This is a genomic window from Novosphingobium sp. BAM6 (assembly GCF_057784955.1).
Genome location: NZ_JBYNTR010000011.1, coordinates 24437 through 45903 on the forward strand (window position 1 = coordinate 24437; position 21467 = coordinate 45903).

The 21467-nt window shown below is 67.0% G+C and carries 25 protein-coding genes; 19 read left to right on the plus strand and 6 right to left on the minus strand.

The genetic code is table 11. The features are described 5' to 3' along the window. The 4 genes from AC3EC3_RS17680 to AC3EC3_RS17695 all read left to right on the plus strand — a co-directional run bounded on the left by AC3EC3_RS17680 (position 1) and on the right by AC3EC3_RS17695 (position 2387). Positions 1 to 387, plus strand: a complete 387-nt coding sequence (locus AC3EC3_RS17680) for a MerC domain-containing protein (protein ID WP_488490916.1) — start codon at positions 1 to 3, stop codon at positions 385 to 387. A gap of 100 nt (positions 388 to 487) precedes the next feature. Continuing rightward, the gene (gene thiS, locus AC3EC3_RS17685; RefSeq protein WP_260926298.1) at positions 488 to 712 is read left to right on the plus strand and encodes a sulfur carrier protein ThiS; all 225 of its coding nucleotides are present in this window, start codon (positions 488 to 490) and stop codon (positions 710 to 712) included. A gap of 83 nt (positions 713 to 795) precedes the next feature. Beyond that, positions 796 to 1593 (plus strand): bifunctional sulfur carrier protein/thiazole synthase protein, encoded by a 798-nt coding sequence (locus tag AC3EC3_RS17690; protein WP_488490917.1) that lies wholly within the window; start codon positions 796 to 798, stop codon positions 1591 to 1593. A gap of 266 nt (positions 1594 to 1859) precedes the next feature. Next, positions 1860 to 2387, plus strand: a complete 528-nt coding sequence (locus AC3EC3_RS17695; protein WP_488490918.1) for a hypothetical protein — start codon at positions 1860 to 1862, stop codon at positions 2385 to 2387. Positions 2388 to 2465: 78 nt separating this feature from the next. On the opposite strand, the gene AC3EC3_RS17700 is transcribed toward AC3EC3_RS17695, so the two are convergent. The 3 genes from AC3EC3_RS17700 to AC3EC3_RS17710 form a co-directional block, all read right to left on the minus strand. Next, a complete protein-coding gene (locus AC3EC3_RS17700) occupies positions 2466 to 3584 on the minus strand; it encodes a zinc-binding metallopeptidase family protein (protein ID WP_488490919.1) in 1119 nt (372 codons plus the stop codon). A gap of 212 nt (positions 3585 to 3796) precedes the next feature. After that, entirely contained in the window at positions 3797 to 5602 is a 1806-nt protein-coding gene (locus AC3EC3_RS17705) for an AMP-dependent synthetase/ligase (RefSeq protein WP_488490920.1), read from the minus strand. A 179-nt stretch (positions 5603 to 5781) separates the two neighbouring features. Beyond that, positions 5782 to 6828 carry a quinone-dependent dihydroorotate dehydrogenase gene (locus AC3EC3_RS17710; protein WP_488490921.1) on the minus strand — a complete coding sequence of 349 codons (1047 nt, stop codon included), beginning with the start codon at positions 6826 to 6828 and terminating at the stop codon, positions 5782 to 5784. A 444-nt stretch (positions 6829 to 7272) separates the two neighbouring features. Between AC3EC3_RS17710 and AC3EC3_RS17715 the strand changes: the two genes are divergently transcribed. From AC3EC3_RS17715 to AC3EC3_RS17755, 9 genes are read left to right on the plus strand one after another with little or no spacing between them, the layout of a single operon-like run. Beyond that, positions 7273 to 7758: an RrF2 family transcriptional regulator gene (locus AC3EC3_RS17715; RefSeq protein WP_488490922.1), complete on the plus strand. Its 486-nt coding sequence runs from the start codon at positions 7273 to 7275 to the stop codon at positions 7756 to 7758. Positions 7759 to 7769: 11 nt separating this feature from the next. Next, positions 7770 to 9278: a Fe-S cluster assembly protein SufB gene (gene sufB / locus AC3EC3_RS17720; RefSeq protein WP_488490923.1), complete on the plus strand. Its 1509-nt coding sequence runs from the start codon at positions 7770 to 7772 to the stop codon at positions 9276 to 9278. Positions 9279 to 9317: 39 nt separating this feature from the next. Next, on the plus strand, positions 9318 to 9830 hold the full coding sequence (locus AC3EC3_RS17725; RefSeq protein ID WP_488490924.1) for an endonuclease domain-containing protein: 513 nt from the start codon (positions 9318 to 9320) through the stop codon (positions 9828 to 9830). Between the two features lie 2 nt (positions 9831 to 9832). Then, positions 9833 to 10588, plus strand: a complete 756-nt coding sequence (gene sufC / locus AC3EC3_RS17730; RefSeq protein ID WP_488490944.1) for a Fe-S cluster assembly ATPase SufC — start codon at positions 9833 to 9835, stop codon at positions 10586 to 10588. Beyond that, positions 10585 to 11355 carry a SufD family Fe-S cluster assembly protein gene (locus tag AC3EC3_RS17735; protein ID WP_488490925.1) on the plus strand — a complete coding sequence of 257 codons (771 nt, stop codon included), beginning with the start codon at positions 10585 to 10587 and terminating at the stop codon, positions 11353 to 11355. The genes sufC and AC3EC3_RS17735 overlap by 4 nt, the downstream gene beginning before the upstream one ends. After that, positions 11352 to 12575, plus strand: a complete 1224-nt coding sequence (locus AC3EC3_RS17740) for an aminotransferase class V-fold PLP-dependent enzyme (RefSeq protein WP_488490926.1) — start codon at positions 11352 to 11354, stop codon at positions 12573 to 12575. The genes AC3EC3_RS17735 and AC3EC3_RS17740 overlap by 4 nt, the downstream gene beginning before the upstream one ends. Then, positions 12572 to 13066: an SUF system Fe-S cluster assembly protein gene (locus AC3EC3_RS17745; protein WP_488490927.1), complete on the plus strand. Its 495-nt coding sequence runs from the start codon at positions 12572 to 12574 to the stop codon at positions 13064 to 13066. Before AC3EC3_RS17740 ends, AC3EC3_RS17745 begins: the two co-directional genes overlap by 4 nt. Positions 13067 to 13086: 20 nt before the next feature. After that, positions 13087 to 13563 carry a GNAT family N-acetyltransferase gene (locus AC3EC3_RS17750; protein ID WP_488490928.1) on the plus strand — a complete coding sequence of 159 codons (477 nt, stop codon included), beginning with the start codon at positions 13087 to 13089 and terminating at the stop codon, positions 13561 to 13563. Then, positions 13560 to 13919, plus strand: coding sequence for a HesB/IscA family protein (locus tag AC3EC3_RS17755; protein ID WP_488490929.1), 360 nt, complete (start codon positions 13560 to 13562; stop codon positions 13917 to 13919). The genes AC3EC3_RS17750 and AC3EC3_RS17755 overlap by 4 nt, the downstream gene beginning before the upstream one ends. 40 nt (positions 13920 to 13959) lie before the next feature. On the opposite strand, the gene AC3EC3_RS17760 is transcribed toward AC3EC3_RS17755, so the two are convergent. Further along, entirely contained in the window at positions 13960 to 14457 is a 498-nt protein-coding gene (locus AC3EC3_RS17760; protein WP_488490930.1) for a hypothetical protein, read from the minus strand. Positions 14458 to 14647: 190 nt separating this feature from the next. On the opposite strand from AC3EC3_RS17760, the gene AC3EC3_RS17765 reads away from it, so the two are divergent. The 3 genes from AC3EC3_RS17765 to AC3EC3_RS17775 are packed head-to-tail and all read left to right on the plus strand — an operon-like array spanning position 14648 to position 16586. Beyond that, positions 14648 to 15646: an adenosine kinase gene (locus AC3EC3_RS17765; RefSeq protein ID WP_488490931.1), complete on the plus strand. Its 999-nt coding sequence runs from the start codon at positions 14648 to 14650 to the stop codon at positions 15644 to 15646. 8 nt (positions 15647 to 15654) lie between these two features. Further along, complete coding sequence (locus AC3EC3_RS17770) at positions 15655 to 16185, plus strand: 3'-5' exonuclease (RefSeq protein ID WP_488490932.1); 531 nt, start codon at positions 15655 to 15657, stop codon at positions 16183 to 16185. Then, positions 16182 to 16586, plus strand: coding sequence for a hypothetical protein (locus tag AC3EC3_RS17775; RefSeq protein ID WP_488490933.1), 405 nt, complete (start codon positions 16182 to 16184; stop codon positions 16584 to 16586). Before AC3EC3_RS17770 ends, AC3EC3_RS17775 begins: the two co-directional genes overlap by 4 nt. A 345-nt stretch (positions 16587 to 16931) precedes the next feature. Here AC3EC3_RS17775 and AC3EC3_RS17780 read toward each other — a convergent pair whose 3' ends face one another. Next, positions 16932 to 17453: a hypothetical protein gene (locus tag AC3EC3_RS17780; RefSeq protein ID WP_488490934.1), complete on the minus strand. Its 522-nt coding sequence runs from the start codon at positions 17451 to 17453 to the stop codon at positions 16932 to 16934. Between the two features lie 6 nt (positions 17454 to 17459). Beyond that, on the minus strand, positions 17460 to 18746 hold the full coding sequence (gene purD, locus AC3EC3_RS17785; RefSeq protein ID WP_488490935.1) for a phosphoribosylamine--glycine ligase: 1287 nt from the start codon (positions 18744 to 18746) through the stop codon (positions 17460 to 17462). A gap of 5 nt (positions 18747 to 18751) precedes the next feature. Between purD and xseA the strand changes: the two genes are divergently transcribed. From xseA to AC3EC3_RS17800, 3 genes are read left to right on the plus strand one after another with little or no spacing between them, the layout of a single operon-like run. Continuing rightward, positions 18752 to 20239, plus strand: coding sequence for an exodeoxyribonuclease VII large subunit (xseA, locus tag AC3EC3_RS17790; RefSeq protein ID WP_488490936.1), 1488 nt, complete (start codon positions 18752 to 18754; stop codon positions 20237 to 20239). 27 nt (positions 20240 to 20266) lie between these two features. Next, positions 20267 to 20470, plus strand: a complete 204-nt coding sequence (locus AC3EC3_RS17795) for a DUF2093 domain-containing protein (RefSeq protein WP_488490937.1) — start codon at positions 20267 to 20269, stop codon at positions 20468 to 20470. Then, positions 20467 to 21348: a M23 family metallopeptidase gene (locus AC3EC3_RS17800; protein ID WP_488490938.1), complete on the plus strand. Its 882-nt coding sequence runs from the start codon at positions 20467 to 20469 to the stop codon at positions 21346 to 21348. The genes AC3EC3_RS17795 and AC3EC3_RS17800 overlap by 4 nt, the downstream gene beginning before the upstream one ends. The last annotated feature ends 119 nt before the right edge of the window (positions 21349 to 21467 follow it).

Sequence of the window (21467 nt, forward strand, 5' to 3'; positions counted from 1 at the left end):
ATGCGTAACGCCATCGCCTCTGTCATCCTCCATTTTGGCCGCCACCGCTTCGACCGCCTCGGCATTGTGCTCAGCGGCCTGTGTGCGGTGCACTGCATGCTGACCGCGCTGCTGGTGGGTGTGCTGGGGATCGGCGGCAGCGTGCTGCTCTCGCCCGAGATCCACCATGTGGGCCTGGCGCTGGCAGTCGTGATCGCCGGGATCGGGCTTGGTTTCGGCGCGTATCGCCACGGCCAGCGTCTGCCACTGGCGATCGGCGCGGCAGGCCTTGCGCTGATGACCACGGCGCTGTTCGTCCGCCACGGGCTGGAGGAAGGCGCATTCACCGTCGCAGGCGTCGTCCTCGTCGCCTTCGCGCATATCCGCAACCTCCACGCCGGGCATTGATAGAGATACCGGGGAAGACAAGCTGGACGCGCGCGCACTTCTCCTTAAAAATCCCCGCGCAGGGTATTCTCAAACCCGCAGGGACCGCTATCTGGCCTGCATGGCCGAGAATACTCCCGTTTCGCTTTCGCTGACCGTCAATGGCGAACCGCGCCGCATCGCCGCCGGATCGACCATCGCCGACCTCGTGGCCGAGATCGGCCTCGATCCCGCCAAGGTCGCGGTGGAACGCAATGCCGAGATCGCCCCTCGCTCGCTGCTCGGTGAGATCGCGCTGACCGACGGCGACGTGCTGGAGATCGTCCACTTCGTCGGCGGCGGCTGACGCAACGGCAGCCCCGGCCTCGATGACCTCCCTGACTTACGCTTTCCCCGAAAGCCTCGCTCCCCCCGAAAGGATGCGCCCCCGTGACCGATACTGCTGCTGATACCTGGACCCCGGACACCTGGACTGTCGCCGGTCGTACCTTCACCTCGCGCCTGATCGTGGGCACCGGCAAGTACAAGGACTTCGCGCAGAATGCGGCGGCGGTGGAAGCCTCGGGCGCGGAGATCGTCACGGTCGCCGTGCGCCGCGTCAATGTGTCGGACCCCAAGGCGCCGATGCTGACCGACTTCATCGACCCGAAGAAGATCACCTACCTGCCCAACACCGCCGGTTGCTTCACCGCCGACGATGCCATCCGCACGCTGCGCCTCGCGCGCGAGGCGGGCGGCTGGGATCTGGTGAAGCTGGAAGTGCTGGGCGAGGCGCGCACGCTCTATCCCGACATGCGCGAGACGCTGAAGGCCACCGAGATCCTGGCGAAGGAAGGCTTCCTGCCGATGGTCTACTGCGTCGACGATCCGATTGCGGCCAAGCAGCTGGAAGAGTGCGGCGCTGTCGCGGTGATGCCGCTGGGCGCGCCGATCGGCTCAGGCCTCGGCATCCAGAACAAGGTGACGGTGCGCCTGATCGTCGAGGGCGCCAGGGTGCCGGTGCTGGTCGATGCGGGCGTGGGCACGGCTTCCGAAGCGGCGGTCGCGATGGAACTGGGCTGCGACGGCGTGCTGATGAACACCGCCATCGCCGAGGCGAAAGACCCGATCCGCATGGCCCGCGCGATGAAGCTGGCGGTGCAGGGCGGGCGCGACGCCTACCTCGCAGGCCGCATGCCCACGCGCAAGTACGCCGATCCGTCGAGCCCGCTGGCCGGGCTTATCTGAGGGGGACTCTTCCCCCTCCCCCTATCATATCCCTGTTTCGTCACCCCCGCGCAGGCGGGGGTCAAGCTTCTGCGCGCGTCAGGAGGCACCGCCTCTCCGGCGCGCACGAATCCAACCCGACCCACATCCTTTCTGATTTCTTAATTTCCCGTTCGTCGCAAATCGGGAAACAAAGCATTGCATAGTTAATGGAACAGAAAGCGGAAAAGTGCTTTTCTCTCTATGCGAAAGCGCATCAGCCTTTCGAGTCGCAGGGAGATACGACCATGGCCACCAAGGGCACGGCAACCGTCACCATCAGCGAACTGCGCGAGTTCGCCAGCTTCGCGCCTGCAGAGCAGCGCTATATCCGGCGCAGCCTCGACGTGGCGCTCGGCAAGCCGGACACCTACAAGCGCTGGGCCCGCGATGCCGGAGAAATGGTCTCCATCCGCGAACAGTACGAAATCTATCGCAGCATCGACGCGCTGCGCGCGCTCCATCCCGAAGAGGCGGGGCTCGATGGCGTCGAGGATTTCCTCGGCCCGCTGATCCGCATGGCTGCCTTCGATCTGGCGCAGGAACGGCTCGATTCGTTCAGCGCGTTTCGCTTCCTCTACGAGCGGCTGCTCGGTGCCTGGTCGCGCCCTTGGCTGCCCAGCGCGTTCTGCGGCGCCGCCGCGCTGCCACTGATCCGCCCGGAACGCCGTCGCCTGCTGCTCCACTCGATCAGCGAAGCCGCCGCGATGGCGCAGGGCTGGTCGGGCCGCGAACCGAAGTTCTATCCCGAATGGATCGAGAAGGAAGTCGCCTGATCTAGGAAATATCGGGGGCGCGCATCCGCTGACGCGCCGCGCGCCCCTCTCCTCTCACCTCTTCAAACCGGCCCATCTTCACACCGGCTCCGGAAGCGCCTGCGCACTCTCGCTCGCCCGCGCCCTGGCCACCAGACGGTTGACGTAATCCAGCTTCGCCACGATCGCGTCCGACAGGTGGAACGGATAGAGATCCGGCTGTCCCATCGAGCGGTTGATCGCATTCATCGCGAACGACAGCGGCGCCATCTGCCCGGCGAGCGCCGCCGTGGGCGCGGTGTAGGGATCGAAATCGACCTCCACTTCGCCATCGCCTGCAGCACCTTCGCCTGCCAGTCCGCTCAGGTGCAGGTGGAAGCCTTCCGCCGTCGCCAGCACGTCGACGATGTGCAGGTAATGCGCGAAGGTCTCGGCAAAATCCTCCCACGGATGCATCGTCGCATAGGCGCTGACGTAATCGGTGGTCCATACCGTGCCGCCATCCCCATAGTGCGAATTAAGGCTCGATTCGTAATCGACCGTCTCGTCGCCGAACAGCGCGCGGAAGGCCGCCAGTTCCTCCGGGTCGTGCTCGACCAGCCGCGACCAGTAATGGTGGCCCACCTCGTGCCGGAAATGGCCCAGCAGCGTGCGGTAGGGCTCGCCCATGGCGTGGCGGATACGCTCGCGCTCGGCATCGTCGGCCTCGATCAGGTTCAGCGTGACAAGCCCGCCATCGTGGCCGGTCATCACCTGCGGGGTGCCTGCGGCCTCCGCTGCCGGATCGTAGAGGAAATCGAAGGCCAGCCCCTGCACCGTGCGGCCCGAGGTTTCGTCCAGCTTGGTCTCCAGCGGCAGGCCGAGCTTGATCAGCGTATGGAACATCCGCCGCTTGGCCTCCTCGATCTTCGCCCAGCGCGGCGGGACCGAGGGCTGCGACAGGTCGGGGATCGTGCGATTGTGGCGGCAGGCGAGGCACATCTGCGTCTCGTCATGCTGGGTGACCAGCCAGTTGCAGATCGCATAGGCATTGTTGTTGGCGCAGACGACGACCTCGCCCACGGCCCCCTGCCCATCGCGCCAGACGGTAGCCTCGTCCGCCAGGAAACGGAAGGCGTCGATCGCAGGGTCATAGCCCAGCGTCGCGTTGCAGCCGGGGCAGACGCGGACTTCGAAATGGTTGAGGCGCTGGCAGTTGGGGCAAGCGAACGAGCGCATCGAAACGGGCCTTCCTGTCGAGTGACGAACTAGCGCTTCGCTCAACGCGGAAAGGCCCGCTGCGTTCCTTTCAGGGGCATATGTTGAAATTCGGCGCCGCCGAATTTGGGCGGCACCGGCCCTCTCCCCCACCCGGCCTCCCACGAATGTACCCTGTTGGGAGGCCGGGTGGGGGAGAGGGCCGGTGCCGAAACAAAGACGCCCGGCCTCGGTCAGCTTCGATAGAGCGCATCCACCCGGTCGCCATAGCGTTCGCGCAGCTTGTGGCGGCGGATCTTGAGGCTGGGGGTCATCTCCTCGTTCTCGATCGAGAACGCCTCGTCCGCGAAGGTGAACTGGCGCACCTTCTCGATCACCGAGAGATCGGCGTTGACCCGGTCGATGGCGGTGCGCACTGCCGCACGGAATGTCGCAAGCTCCTGCAACTGCGCGACAGTTCCGCTCTCGCCATGCTCCGCAGCCCAGGCCTCGGCCCATTCGGCATCGGGCACGATCAGGCCCACCACGTACGGCCGCCGGTCGCCGCTGACCATCGCCTGCGCGATTTCGGGCTGGAGCGTCAGCATCGATTCGACCTTCTGCGGAGAGACATTGTCGCCCTTGTCGTTGACGATCATGTCCTTCTTGCGATCGGTGATGACGATGCGCCCGCGCTCGTCGATGTGGCCGATGTCGCCGGTCTGGAGCCAGCCATCTTTCAGCGCCGCCGCCGTTGCCGCACTGTTCTGCCAGTAGCCGAACATCACCAGTTCGCCGCGCACGAGAATCTCGCCGTCCTCGGCGATCTTCACGTCCACGCCGCGCAGCGCCGGGCCTACCGTATCGAACTTCACGCCCGCTTTCGGACGGTTGCACGAGATCACCGGCCCCGCCTCGGTCTGGCCATAGCCCTGCAGCAGCGTCAGCCCCATGCCGCCGAAGAAGGCGCCGATCTCGGGGTTGAGCGGCGCGCCGCCCGAAACCAGCGCCTTGTTCCGCCCGCCGAAGCGCTTGCGCACCTTGGGGCGCAGCGTGCGCTCGATGATCGGATCGAGCAGTCGGTCGGCGAGCGTGGTGCGGCCCTGTTCGCGGCGCAGTGCCGCGCCCACGGCAGCCTGCATCAGCTTCTTGGCGAGCCCGCCCTGCTTGTCGATCTGCTTGATGATCCGCGCGCGCAGCACCTCGAACAGGCGCGGCACCACGACCATCACCGTCGGGCCGACCTCCTCCAGATTGGCCGCCAGCTTGTCGAGCCCTTCGCAGTAATAGATCTGGCCGCCCACCGCGATCGGCAGGAACTGCCCGCCGGTATGCTCGTAGGCATGGCTGAGCGGCAGGAACGAGAGGAAGATTTCCGGCTGCGAGAGGCCGAAGTCCTCGTCGATGATGGCGCCTGCTCCGGCGACGTTGGCCAGAATCATGCCGTGGTGCTGGCACACCCCGCGCGGCGCTCCGCCGGTGCCGCTGGTATAGATGATGCAGGCCAGATCCTTGCGCCCGATCCCGGCGATCGTCGCCTCCACTTCGGCGCGGGCAGGCTGGTAATCGCCCTCCAGCAGTTCCTGCCAGTCATGCACCATGACCGAACCGCCCTGTGCGGGCGCCAGCGTCTCCATGCCGATCAGGTGGCGGCACAGGTCGGTCTGGTCGATCGCCGCGCGCAGCGTCTTGGCGAGCTTCGCGGTCGAGCAGATCGCCGCGCTGGCCCCTGAGTTTTCGAGGATATGGACGTGATCGCGCACCGTATTGGTGGTGTAGGTGGGCACGGTGATGCAGCCCGCCGCCATGATCGCGAGGTCTGCCAGACACCATTCGGGCCGGTTTTCGGAAACGATCACCACGCGCTCGCCGGGCGCGATGCCCAGCCGCCGGATCGCCGCCGCCATCGTGCAGACGCGCCGCGCGGCCTCGCGCCAGCTCAGCGCGTGCCATTCGCCATCCTGTTTGGTCCACAGCATCGGCTCCTCGTCCAGCGCATCGGCGCGCGACAGGAACAGCGAGACGAGGTTGGGGCACTCGTCCAAGTCGGCAATCTTCATGGCGATCCCGTTATCCTTTTATCGGCATCCTCTCCACGCACCGCTCTAGGCGCGGGAGAGGCGGCCCACAAGCAGGGCCGGTTGGGCGAACAGTGCCCTGGTAATGTTACGGTGAGACAGTCTGCATAAAGAGACACGCTTTCCGGGCGGGAGAAGTTCCCGCCGCCCGCGAAGCGCTGTCAGGCGGTGCCTACCGCCTCGGCGATGGACGAGAAGCCATCGCGCTTCATCAACTGCTCCAGTCCGGCGCAGATTGTCTTCGCGATGCCCGGTCCTTCATAGACCATCGCGCTGTAGAGCTGGATCAGGCTGGCACCCGCGCGGATGCGCGCCCAGGCGTCATCGGCATTGGCGATGCCACCCACGCCGATGAGCGGCACCGCGCCGCCGGTCGCCTTGCGGAATTCCACCAGACGGCGATGCGCCATGTCCTTGAGCGGGGCCCCGGAAAGCCCGCCGCTCTCGCCGCCATGGGGCGAGGCCAGCGCCGGACGCGAGATCGTGGTGTTGGTGACGATCAGCGCGCCCAGCGTCTTGTCGATGGCGATGCGCGCGATCGAATCGATATCGGCAGGCTCAAGGTCGGGGGCGACCTTGAGGAAGATCGGCGGGCCGCTGCCCTGTCCGCAGGTCGCATCGCGTTCGGCGATCACGGCGTCGAGCAGGCTGGTCAGTGCCGATTCGTCCTGCAGCGCGCGCAGGCCCGGCGTGTTGGGGCTGGAAACGTTGACGACGATATAGCTGCACAGCGGCGCCATCAGCCGGACAAGGTGCGTGTAGTCCGCCACGCGGTCCTGCGAATCCTTGTTCGCACCGATGTTCATGCCGATCACGCCGGGGCGTCCAGCGCGCGCCTTGAGCCGGGCCGCCGCCGCATCGCCGCCATGGTTGTTGAAGCCCATGCGGTTGATCACCGCGCGGTCCTCGACCAGCCGGAACAGGCGCGGGCGCACGTTGCCCGCCTGCGGGCGCGGCGTCACCGAACCGACCTCGGCATAGCCGAAGCCCATGCCCAGAATAGCATCCGGGGCCTCGGCGTTCTTGTCGAATCCGGCCGCCATGCCCACGGGGTTGGGGAATTGCAGCCCGGCCACCGTACAGGCGAGCGGCCCGTCATGGCGGATTTCGGCCTTGGGGTTCTGCAGACGCAGGGCGCGGAAGGCCAATCCGTGTGCCGTTTCGGCATCGAGTCGGAAGAGCAGCGGGCGAAGAAGGGCGTAGTTCACAAAACGCGCATAACGCCAACGGTTGCATGGTGGCAATGTGTTGCATGAACAGCACAGCGGGAGCTTCACTTGCGGAAAGTTGCGAAGTTTCACCCCTCCCCCGGCACACCGTGTCGCGTTTCTACAATAAATCGGACAATTCTCCTCCTACACCGGCCCTGCGACCCGAAGGGCTCGTAGCCGGTTTGTGCACGAGTTCCTTATTAACTAAGCGGCGGTCCTTCCTCGGAGGGGCCGCCCTTTTTTCGTTTGGCCGGAACGGCGCGCCTGCGCCACGCCCTCGCACCGGCCTTTGCAGTTGCGAAAGACTCGCAAAAACTGGCTGAATTCTGCGCCTTTTACCCCATTGAAACCTCGACGGACCTGCACTAGGTGCAAATCGGAAGGAATCGCTCCGATTTGTCGGGAGCGCTTCCGGAAACACGTTTTCAGAGTTTCGAATCGATGCGCCTGTCCAGCATGGCCGACTATGCCGTTGTGATCATGTCCGCTGCCGCAAGGCATTGCGGAACATGCGCGATGGTGTCCGCCGCACAGGTTAACCGAGGGCAGGCACACCAAACGGGCGAGAACACCGCTGCCCTGCGCGGGCGGATTTCCGCCGCACAACTGGCCGAGGAAACCGGCCTGCCCGTTCCCACGGTGCAGAAGCTGGTCAGCAAGCTGAGCGCGGCCGGCCTCATGCGCTCCTCGCGCGGGGTCGGCGGCGGCCTTCGCCTCGCCCGCCCGCCAGCGACGATCTCGCTGGCCGATATCGTCGAGGCGGTGGAAGGGCCGATCGCGCTCACCGCCTGCCTCGAAACGCACAAGACCGACTGCACGCTGCACGAGGCCTGCCATGTCCGCCCGCACTGGCCCCAGGTCAACGCGGCGGTACGCGGCGCCCTTGCGGGCGTCACTCTGACCGCCCTGGTCGAGCAACCGAGATGACCGAGAAGACCATGAACACAACCGCCCTCTCGCCCGACACCACCCCGCAGGAACCCGTGCGCGATCAGGCCGCGCGCGATGCCGCCGCCCGCGCTGCCGAATACGAGCACGGCTGGGTTTCCGACATCGAGCAGGAATACGGCCCCAAGGGCCTGTCCGAGGACACCGTGCGCTTCATCTCGGCCAAGAAGGACGAGCCGGAGTGGATGCTCGAATGGCGCCTCAAGGCCTATCGCCGCTGGCTGGAGATGACCCCGCCGGACTGGGCCAAGCTGAACGTCCCGCCGATCGACTATCAGGAGGCCTATTACTGGGCCGCGCCCAAGAAGAAGGACGGCCCGGCCAGCCTTGACGAGGTCGATCCCGAGATCCTGCGCGTCTATGAGAAGCTCGGCATCTCGCTGGAGGAGCAGAAAGTGCTCGCCGGTGTCGAGGGCGCGCGCAAGGTCGCCGTCGATGCGGTGTTCGATTCGGTCTCCGTCGCCACCACCTTCCGCAAGGAGCTGGAGCAGGCGGGCGTGATCTTCCGCTCGATCTCCGAGGCGATCCGCGAATATCCCGAGCTGGTGAAGAAGTGGCTGGGCCGCGTCGTGCCGGTGCAGGACAACTACTTCGCGGCGCTGAACTGCGCGGTCTTCTCCGACGGCACCTTCGTCTATATCCCCGAAGGCGTGCGCTGCCCGATGGAGCTGAGCACCTATTTCCGCATCAATGCCGAGAATACCGGCCAGTTCGAGCGCACGCTGATCGTCGCCGAAAAGGGCTCCTACGTCTCGTACCTCGAAGGCTGCACCGCGCCGATGCGCGACGAGAACCAGCTGCACGCCGCCGTCGTCGAACTCGTCGCGCTGGACGATGCCGAGATCAAGTACTCCACGGTGCAGAACTGGTATCCCGGCAATGCCGAGGGCAAGGGCGGCATCTACAACTTCGTGACCAAGCGCGGCCTGTGCCAGGGTGCGCGCTCGAAGATCTCGTGGACGCAGGTCGAAACCGGCTCGGCGATCACCTGGAAGTACCCCTCGTGCGTGCTCAACGGCGAGGATTCGGTGGGCGAGTTCTACTCGGTCGCCGTCACCAACAACTTCCAGCAGGCCGATACCGGCACCAAGATGATCCACAACGGCAAGGGCAGCCGCTCGACGATCATCTCGAAGGGCATTTCGGCGGGCAAGAGCAACAACACCTATCGCGGGCTGGTGCGCGTGGCCGCCAATGCCGAGGGCGTGCGCAACTTCACCCAGTGCGATTCGCTGCTGCTCGGCAAGGAATGCGGCGCCCACACCGTGCCTTATATCGAGGTAAAGAACCCCTCGGCCCAGATCGAGCACGAGGCCACCACCAGCAAGATCAGCGACGACCAGCTGTTCTACGCGATGCAGCGCGGCCTCGACACCGAAGCGGCGGTCGGCCTGATCGTCAACGGCTTCGCCAAGGAAGTGCTCCAGCAGCTGCCGATGGAATTCGCGGTCGAAGCACAGAAGCTGCTCGGCATCAGCCTTGAGGGGAGCGTGGGCTAAGCCCGCTCCAACCAGAATGAACGATAAAGGACTTACACCATGACCGCCCGCAAGACCCTGGGCATCAGCACGGCGACAGCGCCCAAGGCGGATGCCAAGGCCAGCTTCAATGTCACCGGCGCGCGCCTCGAAACGCTCAAGGAGCGGGCCAAGGACATGCGCCGCCATCCCAGCGAGGCGCAGAAGGCGCTGTGGGCGCAGCTTTCGGGCTCGAAGCAGGGCGGCGTGAAGTTCATCCGCTACAGCGTTGTCGGCTCGACCGTGGTCGATTTCGCCTGCCCCTCGCGCTGGATCGTCGTCCAGCTCAGCCCCGAGGATTCCAACCCCGACGTCAGCGAGTTGCAGGACCGCAAGCTGACCGACGTCGGCATCCGCGTGCTGCGCTTCTCGGAAGAGGAAGTGCTCGGCAACGTCGAGAGCGTGCTGCGCGAGATCACCGCCGAACTCGCGGTGCCGTTCGACAAGCGCTCTGCGCGCAAGAAGGCGGGCGCCCGCCCGGCCACAACATTCGCCCCCAATTTCGCCTCCAGCTTCGAGGGCGACGAAGGATGACCATGCTTACGATCGACAACCTCCACGCCACCGTAGCCGAAAAGCCGATCCTGAAGGGCCTGTCGCTGACGATCAATCCGGGCGAGGTCCATGCGATCATGGGCCCGAACGGCGCGGGCAAGTCGACGCTGGGCTACACGCTCGGCGGCCGTCCCGGCTACGAGGTGACCGGCGGCAGCGTCGATTTCGGCGGTGAGGATCTGCTGGAGATGGAGCCGCACGAGCGCGCTGCGGCTGGCCTGTTCCTGGGCTTCCAGTATCCGGTCGAGATCCCCGGCGTCTCCTACGTCCAGTTCCTGCGCGAAGCGGCCAATGCCCAGCGCCGGGTGCGTGGTGAGGAACCGCTGTCGGGCGGCGCCTTCCTGAAGCTCGCCAAGGAAAAGGCCGCGCTGCTGCGCATGGACATGGACATGCTGAAGCGCCCGGTGAACGTCGGCTTCTCGGGCGGCGAGAAGAAGCGCGCCGAGATGGTGCAGATGGGCATCCTCGATCCCAAGCTGGCGATCCTCGACGAGACCGATTCCGGCCTCGACATCGACGCCCTGCGCATCTGCGGCGAAGGCATCAACGCGATCATGCGCACGCCGGACAAGTCGGTGCTGCTGATCACCCACTACCAGCGCCTGCTGGACTACGTGAAGCCGGACTTCGTCCACGTTCTGGCCGCCGGCCGCATCGTCAAGTCGGGCGGCGCCGACCTCGCGCTCCAGTTGGAGGAAGAGGGCTACGAAGCCGTGGTGCAAGAGCAGGCGGCATGAGCAGCGCACTCGCTCTCCCTTCCCGGCGCGACGAGGATTTCCGCTATTCGGACATCGCCGCGCTGGAGACCGTCTGGCCGATCCCGGTCGAGACGCTGACCGTCGCCGACGGTGACGAGCAGTCGTTCGAGATCGTCGAGACCGGCGAGGGCGCCGTGGCCCGCCACTTCGCGATCACGCTGGGCAAGGGCGCGAAGCTGGACCTGCGCGTGCTGGTCGCGGGGCCAAGCTATGGCCGCATCGCCGTGGACGTGACGCTGGGCGAAGCGGCAGACTTCACCATCGGCGCCGCGCAGCTGGGCGGCTCCTCGCACACGGTCGAGATCGTCACGCAAGTCACGCATACCGCACTCAATGCCACGTCGAGCCAGATCGTGCGCTCGGTCCTGGCCGAGCACGCGACCGGCACGTACCTTGGCCGCATTGCCGTGGCGCGCGGGGCCGATGGCACCGATGCCGAACAGTCGGTGCGCGCCATGCTGCTCGACCGCACGGCGACCGCCAATGCCCGGCCCGAGCTGGAAATCTTCGCCGACGACGTGAAGGCCGCGCATGGCTGCGCCATCGGTGAACTGGACGCGCAGGGGTTGTTCTACCTGACCTCGCGCGGGCTCGATCCGCAGCGCGCCAAGCAGCTGATGTTGCAGGCTTTCGTCGCCGAAGCCTTTGCCGGTGCCCCCGGCGAAGAGGCGCTCGGCCTGGCCGCACAGACCCGCCTTGCCGCGCTGCTGGGCGTTGCGCTGGCGGAAGATCTGGAGGACGCATGACAACGGACACGCTCACCCATCTGTCGCTGCGCGATCAGTTCCCGGGCATGTCCGGGCACTGGCACTATCTCGACACTGCCGCGACGGCGCAAAAGCCGCAGGCGGTGATCGAAGCGACCGTGAAGGCGATGGGCGAGGATTACGCCACCGTCCATCGCGGCGTCTATTCGCGCTCCGCCGAGATGACCCTGCGCTTCGAGGCGGCCCGCCGCCGCATCGCGACGTTCATCGGCGCGCGCGAAGACGAGATCGTGTTCACGCGCGGCGCCACCGAATCGATCAACCTCGTCGCGCAGACATGGGGCCTCACCAACCTGAAGCCCGGCGACCGCGTGCTGCTCTCGCTGCTGGAGCATCACTCCAACATCGTGCCCTGGCAGATTTTGCGTGAGCGCACCGGGATCGAGATCGACGTCTGTCCGCTGACCGCCGATGGCCGGATCGACCTCGACGCCGCCGAGGCGATGCTGACCGAGCGTCACAAGCTGGTCGCGCTGGCGCATGTCTCGAACGTGCTCGGCTCGATCCTCGACGTGCCGCGTGCGGCAGCCCTTGCCCACAAGGTCGGCGCCAAGCTGCTGGTCGATGGCTGTCAGGCCGCGCCGCGCATCGCGCTCGACATGGCCGCTCTCGGCTGTGACTTCTACGCCTTCTCGGCGCACAAGCTCTACGGCCCCAACGGCATCGGCGTGCTGTGGGCGCGCAGCGAGATCCTCGATGGCATGCCCCCGATGCAGGGCGGCGGCTCGATGATCGACCGCGTGACCTTTGCCGAGACCACCTATGCTCCGCCGCCGCAGCGCTTCGAGGCGGGCACGCCCGCGATCATCGAGGCGATCGGCTTCGCCGCTGCGGTCGACTGGCTGAGCGATGTCGGCATCGACGTGGCCGACGCGCACGAGAAGGCGCTGGCGGCCAAGCTGCGCGAGGCGCTGCGCGCGCGCAACGACGTGACGCTGTTCGGACCGGACGAATCCGCCGGGATCGTCAGTTTTGCGCTCGACGGGGTGCATCCGCACGACCTCGGCACCATATTGGATGAAGAAGGCGCCGATGGGGCCCGCGTGGCGATCCGCGCCGGCCACCACTGCGCGCAGCCGCTGATGGAGCATCTGGGCGTGCCCGCCACCGCCCGCGCCAGCTTCGGCCTGTACAATGACGAGAGCGATATCGACGCCCTGATGCAGGGGATCGAGCGCACCAGGAGAATTTTCGGATGACCGACCAGTCCACTTCCGGCGAAACCCGCAAGTTCGACGTCGAGGAAGTCGAAGCCGCGCCCGCGCCGCCCCGCGCGCGGGTGGACGATGCGCCGGTTCCGGCACCCTCGGAAGAGCCGCGTCGCCGCGACTATCTCGACGGGTTCCTTGCCGAAACGCCGCACGGCACGAACCCCGGCGAGCCGGGCGGGGCGACCTACGATGGCGTGATCGAGGCGCTCAAGCAGATCTACGACCCGGAAATCCCGGTGAACATCTACGATCTCGGCCTGATTTACGGCGTCGACATCACCGACGAAGGTTCGGTCGCGGTGACGATGACGCTCACCACGCCGCATTGCCCGGTCGCCGAATCGATGCCCGGCGAAGTGGAGCTGCGCGTCGCCGCCGTTCCGGGTGTGCGCGATGCCGAGGTCAACCTGATCTGGGATCCGCCGTGGGACATGGCCAAGATGTCCGACGAGGCGAAGCTCGAACTGGGCATGCTGTGACCGAGGTTGCCACCCCTACGGTGACGATACGCCTCGCCGACTATGGCGATGCGGATGACGGCGCACACGTCATCGCGCTGCTCGATGCCTATGCGCGCGATCCGATGGGCGGCGGCAACCCCCTACCCGATACGGTACGCGCCACGCTGGTGCCCGCGCTCGCCGCGCATCCCGGCGCGTTCTCGCTGCTGGCGTTTCTCGGTGACGAGGCGGTGGGCCTTGCCAACTGCCAAACCGGGTTCTCGACCTTCAAGGCTCGCCCGCTCGTCAACATCCACGACCTTTCGGTGCTGCCCGGCGCGCGCGGACACGGCGTCGGCAAGGCGCTGATGGCGGCGGTGGAAACCGAGGCACGGCGACGTGGGGCCTGCAAGGTCACGCTCGAAGTGCTCTCCGGCAATGCCCGTGCGCAAGGGCTCTACCGCGCCATGGGCTTTGGCGATTTCGCGCTCGATCCCGAAGTCGGAACGGCGCAATTCTGGGAAAAGACGTTATGACCGCCACCACGACCACCCGCGCCCGTCCCGCCGCCGTCCTGCTGACGCCCGGCGCCGAGACGCGCATCGCCAACCTGATGGCGCAGGCGCCCGAGGGCACCATCGGCGTCAAGCTCTCCACCCCGCGCCGGGGCTGCTCGGGCCTTGCCTACTCGGTCGACTACGTGACGGCGGAAAGCCCGATGGACGAGAAGATCGCCACCCCCGGCGGCACCTTCTACATCGATGCCGCCTCGGTGCTCTACCTGATCGGCAGCACGATGGACTGGCGCGAGGACGATTTCACCGCGGGCTTCGTGTTCGACAACCCCAACGCCAAAGGCGCCTGCGGCTGCGGCGAAAGCTTCACGGTGTAATAAAAAGGGCGGCCCCGGAGAAATCCAGCCGCCCTTTTCCCTATCTGCCTCTCAGCGCTGCGACACAGGCCCCGCGATCGACATCCTTGCCGTCCGAGGCCCGGCGTGCATCGACATAGCTGGCCAAGGGCTCGCGCGACTGGGTGGTGGGGTACAGGTAGATATCGAGCACGCAGGCGTTCCCGGTGAACTGCAGCTTGCGAGCATCGCCATCCCACACATCGAGGCGCGGTTTGCCGAACTGGCGCTCCAGCTGCCCTTGTGTGGCGCCGATCACCCCTTCGAGACCCGGCGCGCGCTGGAATTCGGGATTGCGCGGCGGGGCGACCACCGGCTTGCGCACCGGCGCTTCGTGCCCGCGCGACGGACGCGGCGTGCTCTGGACACCGCCGCCGGTCGCCGAACAGGCCGCCAGCCCCAGTGCCAGCAGCGAGGCGACGACAGGCCCTCGCACCGCCTGCCACAGTGACGACGATCGCGGCGACGATCGTGGCGACCATACCGGCACGCTCATGCCCCCCGAAATACCCCGTTCCATCGTTATGCCCGTCTCATGCCCGCCACTATGCTGAACCTGCGCGTCTTGCCCGCCTGCGACGTGCTGTCAACGCCTACGCACCTTGCCGAGCGGCGGAGCGCGCGCTAGTCGCGGTTACAGGACAGACATTTTCCGCCCGGCGCGCCTTTCGCGCGGGTGTTCACACCATTTTCCAAGGACGCTCCCCCACATGACCACGCCCGCTACCCTCGATGTCGTCGCCATCGGCAATGCCATCGTCGATGTCATGGCCCCCTGTGCCGATGCCAAGATCGCCGAACTCGGCCTCCAGCGCGGCGGCATGACGCTGGTCGATACCGAGCGCGCCCAGGAGCTGTACGATGCCATGGGCCCCGCGCGCGAGATCTCGGGCGGTTCGGCGGCGAACACGCTGGCCGGCCTTGCCGCGCTTGGCGCCAAGTGCGCCTTCATCGGCCAGGTCGCGGAAGACCAGCTCGGCGAAGTCTTCGCGCATGACATCCGCGCCGGCGGCATCGCCTTCGACACCCCCGCCCGCGAAGGCAATCCGCCCACCGCGCGCTGCCTGATCTTCGTTTCGCCCGATGGCCAGCGTACGATGAACACCTTCCTCGGCGCCTCGCAGTTCCTGCCCGCCGACGCGCTGAACGTCGACACCATCGCCAGCGCGCAGGTGCTTTACCTCGAAGGCTACCTGTGGGATCCGGAAGAGCCCCGCGCCGCCATGCGCCGCGCCATCGCCGCCTCGCGCGATGCCGGTCGCAAGGTCGCCTTCACGCTGTCCGACGCTTTCGTGATCTCGCGCCACGGCGACGATTTCCGCGATCTGATCGCCCAGGGCCAGATCGACATCCTGTTCGCCAACGAAGGTGAGCTGGCCGCGCTGACCGGCGAAGACGATTGCGACGCCGGTATCGCCAAGCTGACCCCCAACGTGCCGGTGCTGGTCGTCACGCGCGGTGCAGAGGGCGCAGTGGCCGTCGTCGATGGCGCCATGGTTTCCGTGCCCGCCGAGCCGATCGCCAAGGTGGTCGACACTACCGGTGCGGGCGACCTGTTCGCCGCGGGCTTCCTGTTCGGCCACGTTCGCGGTCTCGCCCCCGAGACCTGCCTCAAGATGGGCGCGATCTGCGCCGCCGAAGTGATCTCGCACTACGGCGCCCGGCCCGAGGCCGACATCGCCGCGCTCGTCTCCGAAGCGACCGCCTGAGCACCACCTTGAGCACCGCTGCGCCCGCCCCGGATAAGCCCGTCGCCCTCATCGACTTCGAAGCGAGTTGCCTGCCCGAGCACGGGCAGTCCTTCCCGATCGAGGTCGCGCTGGCACGGGTGGACGGGCGCAGTGCCTCGTGGCTGATCCGTCCCTTGCCCGCCTGGCAGCACTGGGACTGGTCGAGCGAGGCGGAAAGCCTGCACGGCATCAGCCGCGCGATGCTGGCAGGCGAAGGGCAGGCCCCGGTGGAGGTGCTCGACCAGATCGTCGCCTTCGTCGAAGGCTGCGATGTCTATGCCGACGCCGAAGTCGACGTGTTCTGGCTCGACCTGCTGGCCCACGCGGTGGACCGCGCGGCCCCCTTCCCGGTGCGGTATCTTGGCGAATACTTCGCCGACCGGGGCTATTCGCGCCCGCAGGTGGTCGCCGCGCTGGAAGAAGCCAAGCTGCGCCTGCCGCGCGAACATCTGGCGCGCGAGGATGCCAAGCGCCTGGCGCTGACGGTGCGCCTGCTCGATGAGAGTGCCGCTGCGTGAAGACGCGGGATGCCGTCCGCCTGAAAATCCATGTGCCCGTGGCGGCGGAGACCCTCGCCGCGATGCTGGCGGGCAATGCCGGGGCGGCGGAACGCGATCCCGTGCTCGCCGCGATGTTCGCCATCGTGCGTGCCGACAATCCGCTGGGCCACTTCGATCTCTATTCGGGCGTCGTCGAACTCTCGCCGGGCTGGGAGAGCTTCCGCCCCGGCGCGAACGCCACCCCGACGCTCGGCGCCAGCGGCGAGACCGCGCTCTCGCCCACCGTGGCGCTGGTGATCCACGCCGCCTGTGCGATGGACGATCCGGCACTGGACCACGCCGTGGCGCAGGTCATGGCCGCGCACCCTTGGGAAACCCCGGTCATCGAGATCGCGCCGGTTCGGCTGGTAATTCGGTAAGACCGACAAGGGCAGACACTCGGTGTTGTGTTCCGCCATCCCGCCGCAGTCGTAAACAGGCGCCGCAGCGCGATTTTCCTACATGTCCGGCCTTGCGGTAAAACCGGGCCATGTCGCCCCGCCTTCACCCTCTCCTGCGCGTGTTCCTGCAACGGGCCGCCCCGTCACCTTGCCCCTCACGCAAGGTGACAGATTTCCCGGCGATGTTAACGCCGTTAACCTGCAAGATGACGCGCTTTTCCGCGCAAATTGACGCTTCTGAGGCGGAAACGCGAGTTTGTCCTCTGGACCGTGTCACCTGTGTCAACCAGCCCCGCGCAAGTGTCACCTTGCACAGGCCGCAGGTCACAGCGATGGCTGTGCGGCGGGCACCGACTGCTGCGGGGCGGCCCCCTGCAACGTCCCCAGACATTGCGCCTTGGCCTTGTCGAGATCGTCGGCATAGGCGGCGGCGACATCGGCGGGCAGGTCGCAGTCCATCGCCGGGCGCACCGGATGTTTGCGCTGGCACCTGGCATCGCTGGAGAACCACTTGCCGCGACAGTCCTGATAGGCCTCGATATCGCTCTGGCGCATCGCCCGGCAGCTGGCGTTCCAGCGGTTGCGATAGGCAAGGCCCGCCATGTTCACGCAGTCGTCGTAGCCGGTCTGTGCCGCCACCTTGCGCTTCGCCTCGGCCACGGCGGCATCGCGCGCGGCCTTGTTCTGCGCCTTGTCGGCATCGGCCTGCCGCGCCGCCGCCTGCGTCTCCACGCTCTGCGTATGGAGCGGCAGGTAGAGCCCGTAGTACCCGCCGATGCCCGCCCCCGCCATCAGCGCGGCGGCGGCGAGGCTCAGCTTGAGGATGGCATCGACGTCGAGCTTCATGATGGATCAGCTTCCCTTGGTTGTTTCGCGGGCAACCTCGCGCCAGCCGATGTCGCGGCGGCAGAAGCCGCTAGCGAAATCGATCCTGTCGAGCGCGGCATAGGCATGGGCCTGCGCCTCCCGCACCGAGCCACCGCGCGCCGTGACGTTCAGCACGCGCCCGCCGCTGGCGACCAGTGCGCCGTCCTTCAGCGCGGTGCCTGCGTGGAAGACTTTTGCGCCATCCGCCTCGGCCTCGACAAGGCCTGCGATCGCGCCGCCCTTCTCGGGCGTATCGGGATAGCCCTTCGCCGCCATCACCACCGTCAGCGCGGTATCGTGGCTGAACTTCGGCACTTCGATCGCGGCAAGGCGGTTCTCGGCGCAGGCATGGAGCAGCTCCACCAGATCCGATTCGAGGCGCAGCAGCATCACCTGACACTCGGGATCGCCGAAGCGGCAGTTGTATTCGATCAGCTTGGGGCCTTCATCCGTCAGCATCACGCCCAGGAACAGCACGCCAGAATAGGGCGTGCCGTCATCCTCAAGCTGGCGCACGGTCGGCGCGATGATGCGTTCGAGCACTTCGGCTTCCAGCGCCGGGGTCAGCACCGGGGCCGGGCTATAGGCGCCCATGCCGCCGGTGTTGGGGCCGGTATCGCCCTCGCCCACGCGCTTGTGGTCCTGCGCCGAGGCGAAGGGGACAATGGTGGAACCGTCGGTCAGCGCGAAGAAGCTGGCTTCCTCGCCCTCCATGAATTCCTCGATCACCGCCTCTGCACCGGCTTCGCCGAAGCGCCCGGCGAAAATGTCCGCCACGGCAGCCTCTGCCTCGGCCATGGTCATCGCCACGGTCACGCCCTTGCCCGCCGCCAGACCATCGGCCTTGATGACCACCGGCGCGCCGAACTGCGCCAGCGCCGTAAGCGCCGCCGCTTCGTCGGTCACGCGCACGTAACCTGCGGTCGGAATCCCCGCCCGCTCGCACAGATCCTTGGTGAAGCCCTTGGACCCTTCCAGCTGCGCCGCCGCCTTGCTCGGCCCAAATACGGCAAAGCCCTCGGCCCGCAGCGAATCGGCAAGCCCGTCGACCAGCGGCGCCTCGGGACCGATGACGACGAGGCCGACGACATTCGCTTCGCAGAAAGCGATCACGGCGGCATGGTCGGTCGCGTCCAGCGCGATGCATGTTGCAACCTCGGAAATGCCGGGATTTCCGGGCGCTGCCCACAGGGTGTCGCAGGCCGGGGATTGCGCCAGCTTCCAGGCCAGCGCATGTTCGCGGCCGCCCGAGCCCAGAAGAAGGATGTTCATGCGCTGTGCCTTTCGACGATGACGAATATGAAGATGGTCGTTCGGGAGGGCTGGTAGCGAAGCAGGACGCAGGCGACAACGCCGCGCCGCTTTCCATCAGCGAGATTTCCGCGATCCTCAAGCGTACGGTCGAGGACCGCTTCGGGTTCGTGCGCCTGCGCGGCGAGCTTTCGGGCGTGAAACGCGCGGCCTCGGGCCACCTCTATTGCGCGCTCAAGGACGACAAGGCCGTCATCGACGGGGTGATGTGGCGCGGCGGTGCCCAGCGCCTCGCCTTCCGCCCCGAAGATGGCGTGGAAGTGATCGCCACCGGCAAGCTGACCACCTATCCGGGCCGCTCGAAGTACCAGATCGTCATCGAAACGATGGAGATCGCGGGCGAAGGCGCGCTGCTGGCGCTGCTCGAAAAGCTGCGTGCCCGGCTGGCGGCAGAGGGCCTGTTCGCCCCCGAACGCAAGCGCGCCCTGCCGTTTCTGCCGCGCACCATCGGCGTCGTCACCTCGCCGACCGGCGCGGTGATCCGGGATATTCTCCACCGGCTGGCAGACCGCTTCCCCAGCCACGTCCTCGTCTGGCCGGTGCTGGTGCAGGGCGAAGGCTCCGCCGAACAGGTCGCCCGCGCGGTGCGTGGCTTCTCCGAGATGCCCGAGCATGGTCCGGTGCCGCGCCCCGATCTGGTGATCGTCGCGCGCGGCGGCGGCTCGATCGAGGACTTGTGGGGCTTCAACGAGGAAATCGTCGTCCGCGCGGTCGCCGAATCGCGTATCCCGGTGGTCTCCGCCGTCGGCCACGAAACCGACACGACCCTTTGCGACTACGCCGCCGACCGCCGCGCACCGACGCCGACCGCCGCTGCCGAGATCGCGGTGCCGGTCCGCAGCGAACTCGCGGCCACCCTCGACGAGATGGGCTATCGCATGCGTCGCAGCGCCGGTCGCCCGGTCATGCTGGGGCGCGAGCGGCTCGAAGCCCGTGTCCAGCGCCTGCCCAGGCCCGAGGCAATTCTGGCCCAGCGCCAGCAGGGACTCGACGATCTGGCCGAGCGCCTGCGGCGAGCTTTGCGCGATCAGGCCACCGGCAAGCGCGAGCGTCTGGGTCAGGTGGCAGCGCGGCTCTCGCTGCCGCTGCTGCGCCACCGCGTGCAGACCAGCGCCGAGCGCCTTGCCCGCACCGGACTGGAACCGCGCCTGCTCGAGCGCCGGATGGTGCGCGCGCAGGGCGACCTTGCCCAACTTGCCCGCGTGCTGCCGCAGCTGAACCCGGACAAGCCGCTGGAGCGTGGCTTCGCACGGGTGGTGAGCGCGCAAGGCCAGACGCTGACCAGCGCCGCATCGGCCGGGCAGGAAGCGGTTCTGGTCCTGAAATTCCGAGACGGCGATCTGGCGGTACAGGTGGACGGCGCCGTTTCCGCGCCGCCCGCTTCCACGCCCCCCAAGGCACCGCGTCCGACACGACCGACCAGCCCATCGGCACGGCAGGGGGATTTGTTTTGAAGCCGGGGCTCTGCTAGGATTACTTCCATGTTGATGTCATCCGCAGATCGCCCCGCCACGCTCCAGTACGGCCCCGGCAGCTTCCGCGTCCTGCGCGCGGGCTCCTATGTCGAGTGCGCGGTAACGGCAGAGAAGATCCCGCTGGAAGAGCTGCGCTACTGGAGTGCGGAACGGCAGGAAGCCTATGCTTCGCCCGAGATCGCGACGCGCCGGATGCTTTCGCCGGCGTGAGGCTGCTGACGCAAGCCGGATTGCTCGGCGCAGCAGCAGCCTTGCTGGTCGGGGCTGCGCCTGCCTCGCTGCTTCCGGCCCAGCGCCCGGACGATAGCCTGCAATCGGGCCGTGCCATCGGCATGATCCGCTACAAGGGTGAATTGACACAGGGCGGCTGGGTGCGCGGCACGGTGCCGCAGGGCACCCGCACGCTGACCTTCGACGGCACGCCCATTCCGATCGCACCCGATGGCGACTGGTTCGCCGCGTTCGACCGGGATGCGGGGCCGAGCGCCACGCTCGTCGCGACGCTGGCGGATGGCCGCAGCGTCACCCAGCAGATCGCGGTGTCCCCGCGCGCCTGGCACATCGAAAACATCAATATCGCGCGAGGCACGGGCGGACCCAGCTCCGCTTTCATGGCCTTGCGTCAGCCGGAACTCGACCGCATCCACGCCGCCCGTGCGCTGCGGACCGACGCGCAAGGCTGGCGCCAGAAATTCATCTGGCCCGCACAGGGGCGCATTTCCGGCCAGTTCGGATCCCAGCGCATCTATCGCGGCGAGCCGGGGGCCTATCATTCCGGGCTCGACATCGCGACAGGGCGCAGCGGTACGCCGTTTGTCGCCCCTGCAGATGGCGTGGTAATTCTGGCGGCAGACAAGCCTTTCACGCTGGAGGGCAACCTGCTGATGATCGACCACGGCATGGGGCTGAACAGTGCGTTCCTGCACTGCTCGCAGATTCTCGTCCATCAGGGCGACCATGTGAAGCAGGGGCAGGTCATCGGCCTGATCGGCATGACCGGGCGCGCCACCGGCCCGCACCTGCACTGGAGCCTGATGTGGCAGGGGTCTCGGGTCGATCCGATCCTGTTTACCGGACCGATGAAATAAAGGCCGCTTTCAGCCGCTTCCCGAACAGGCCGTTTGAATAAGGCGATGGAGCGCAGACACACGAAAGGGCGCGCAGGATTGCCCTGCGCGCCCTTTCGTAAACCTGCCTTCCAGCTGCG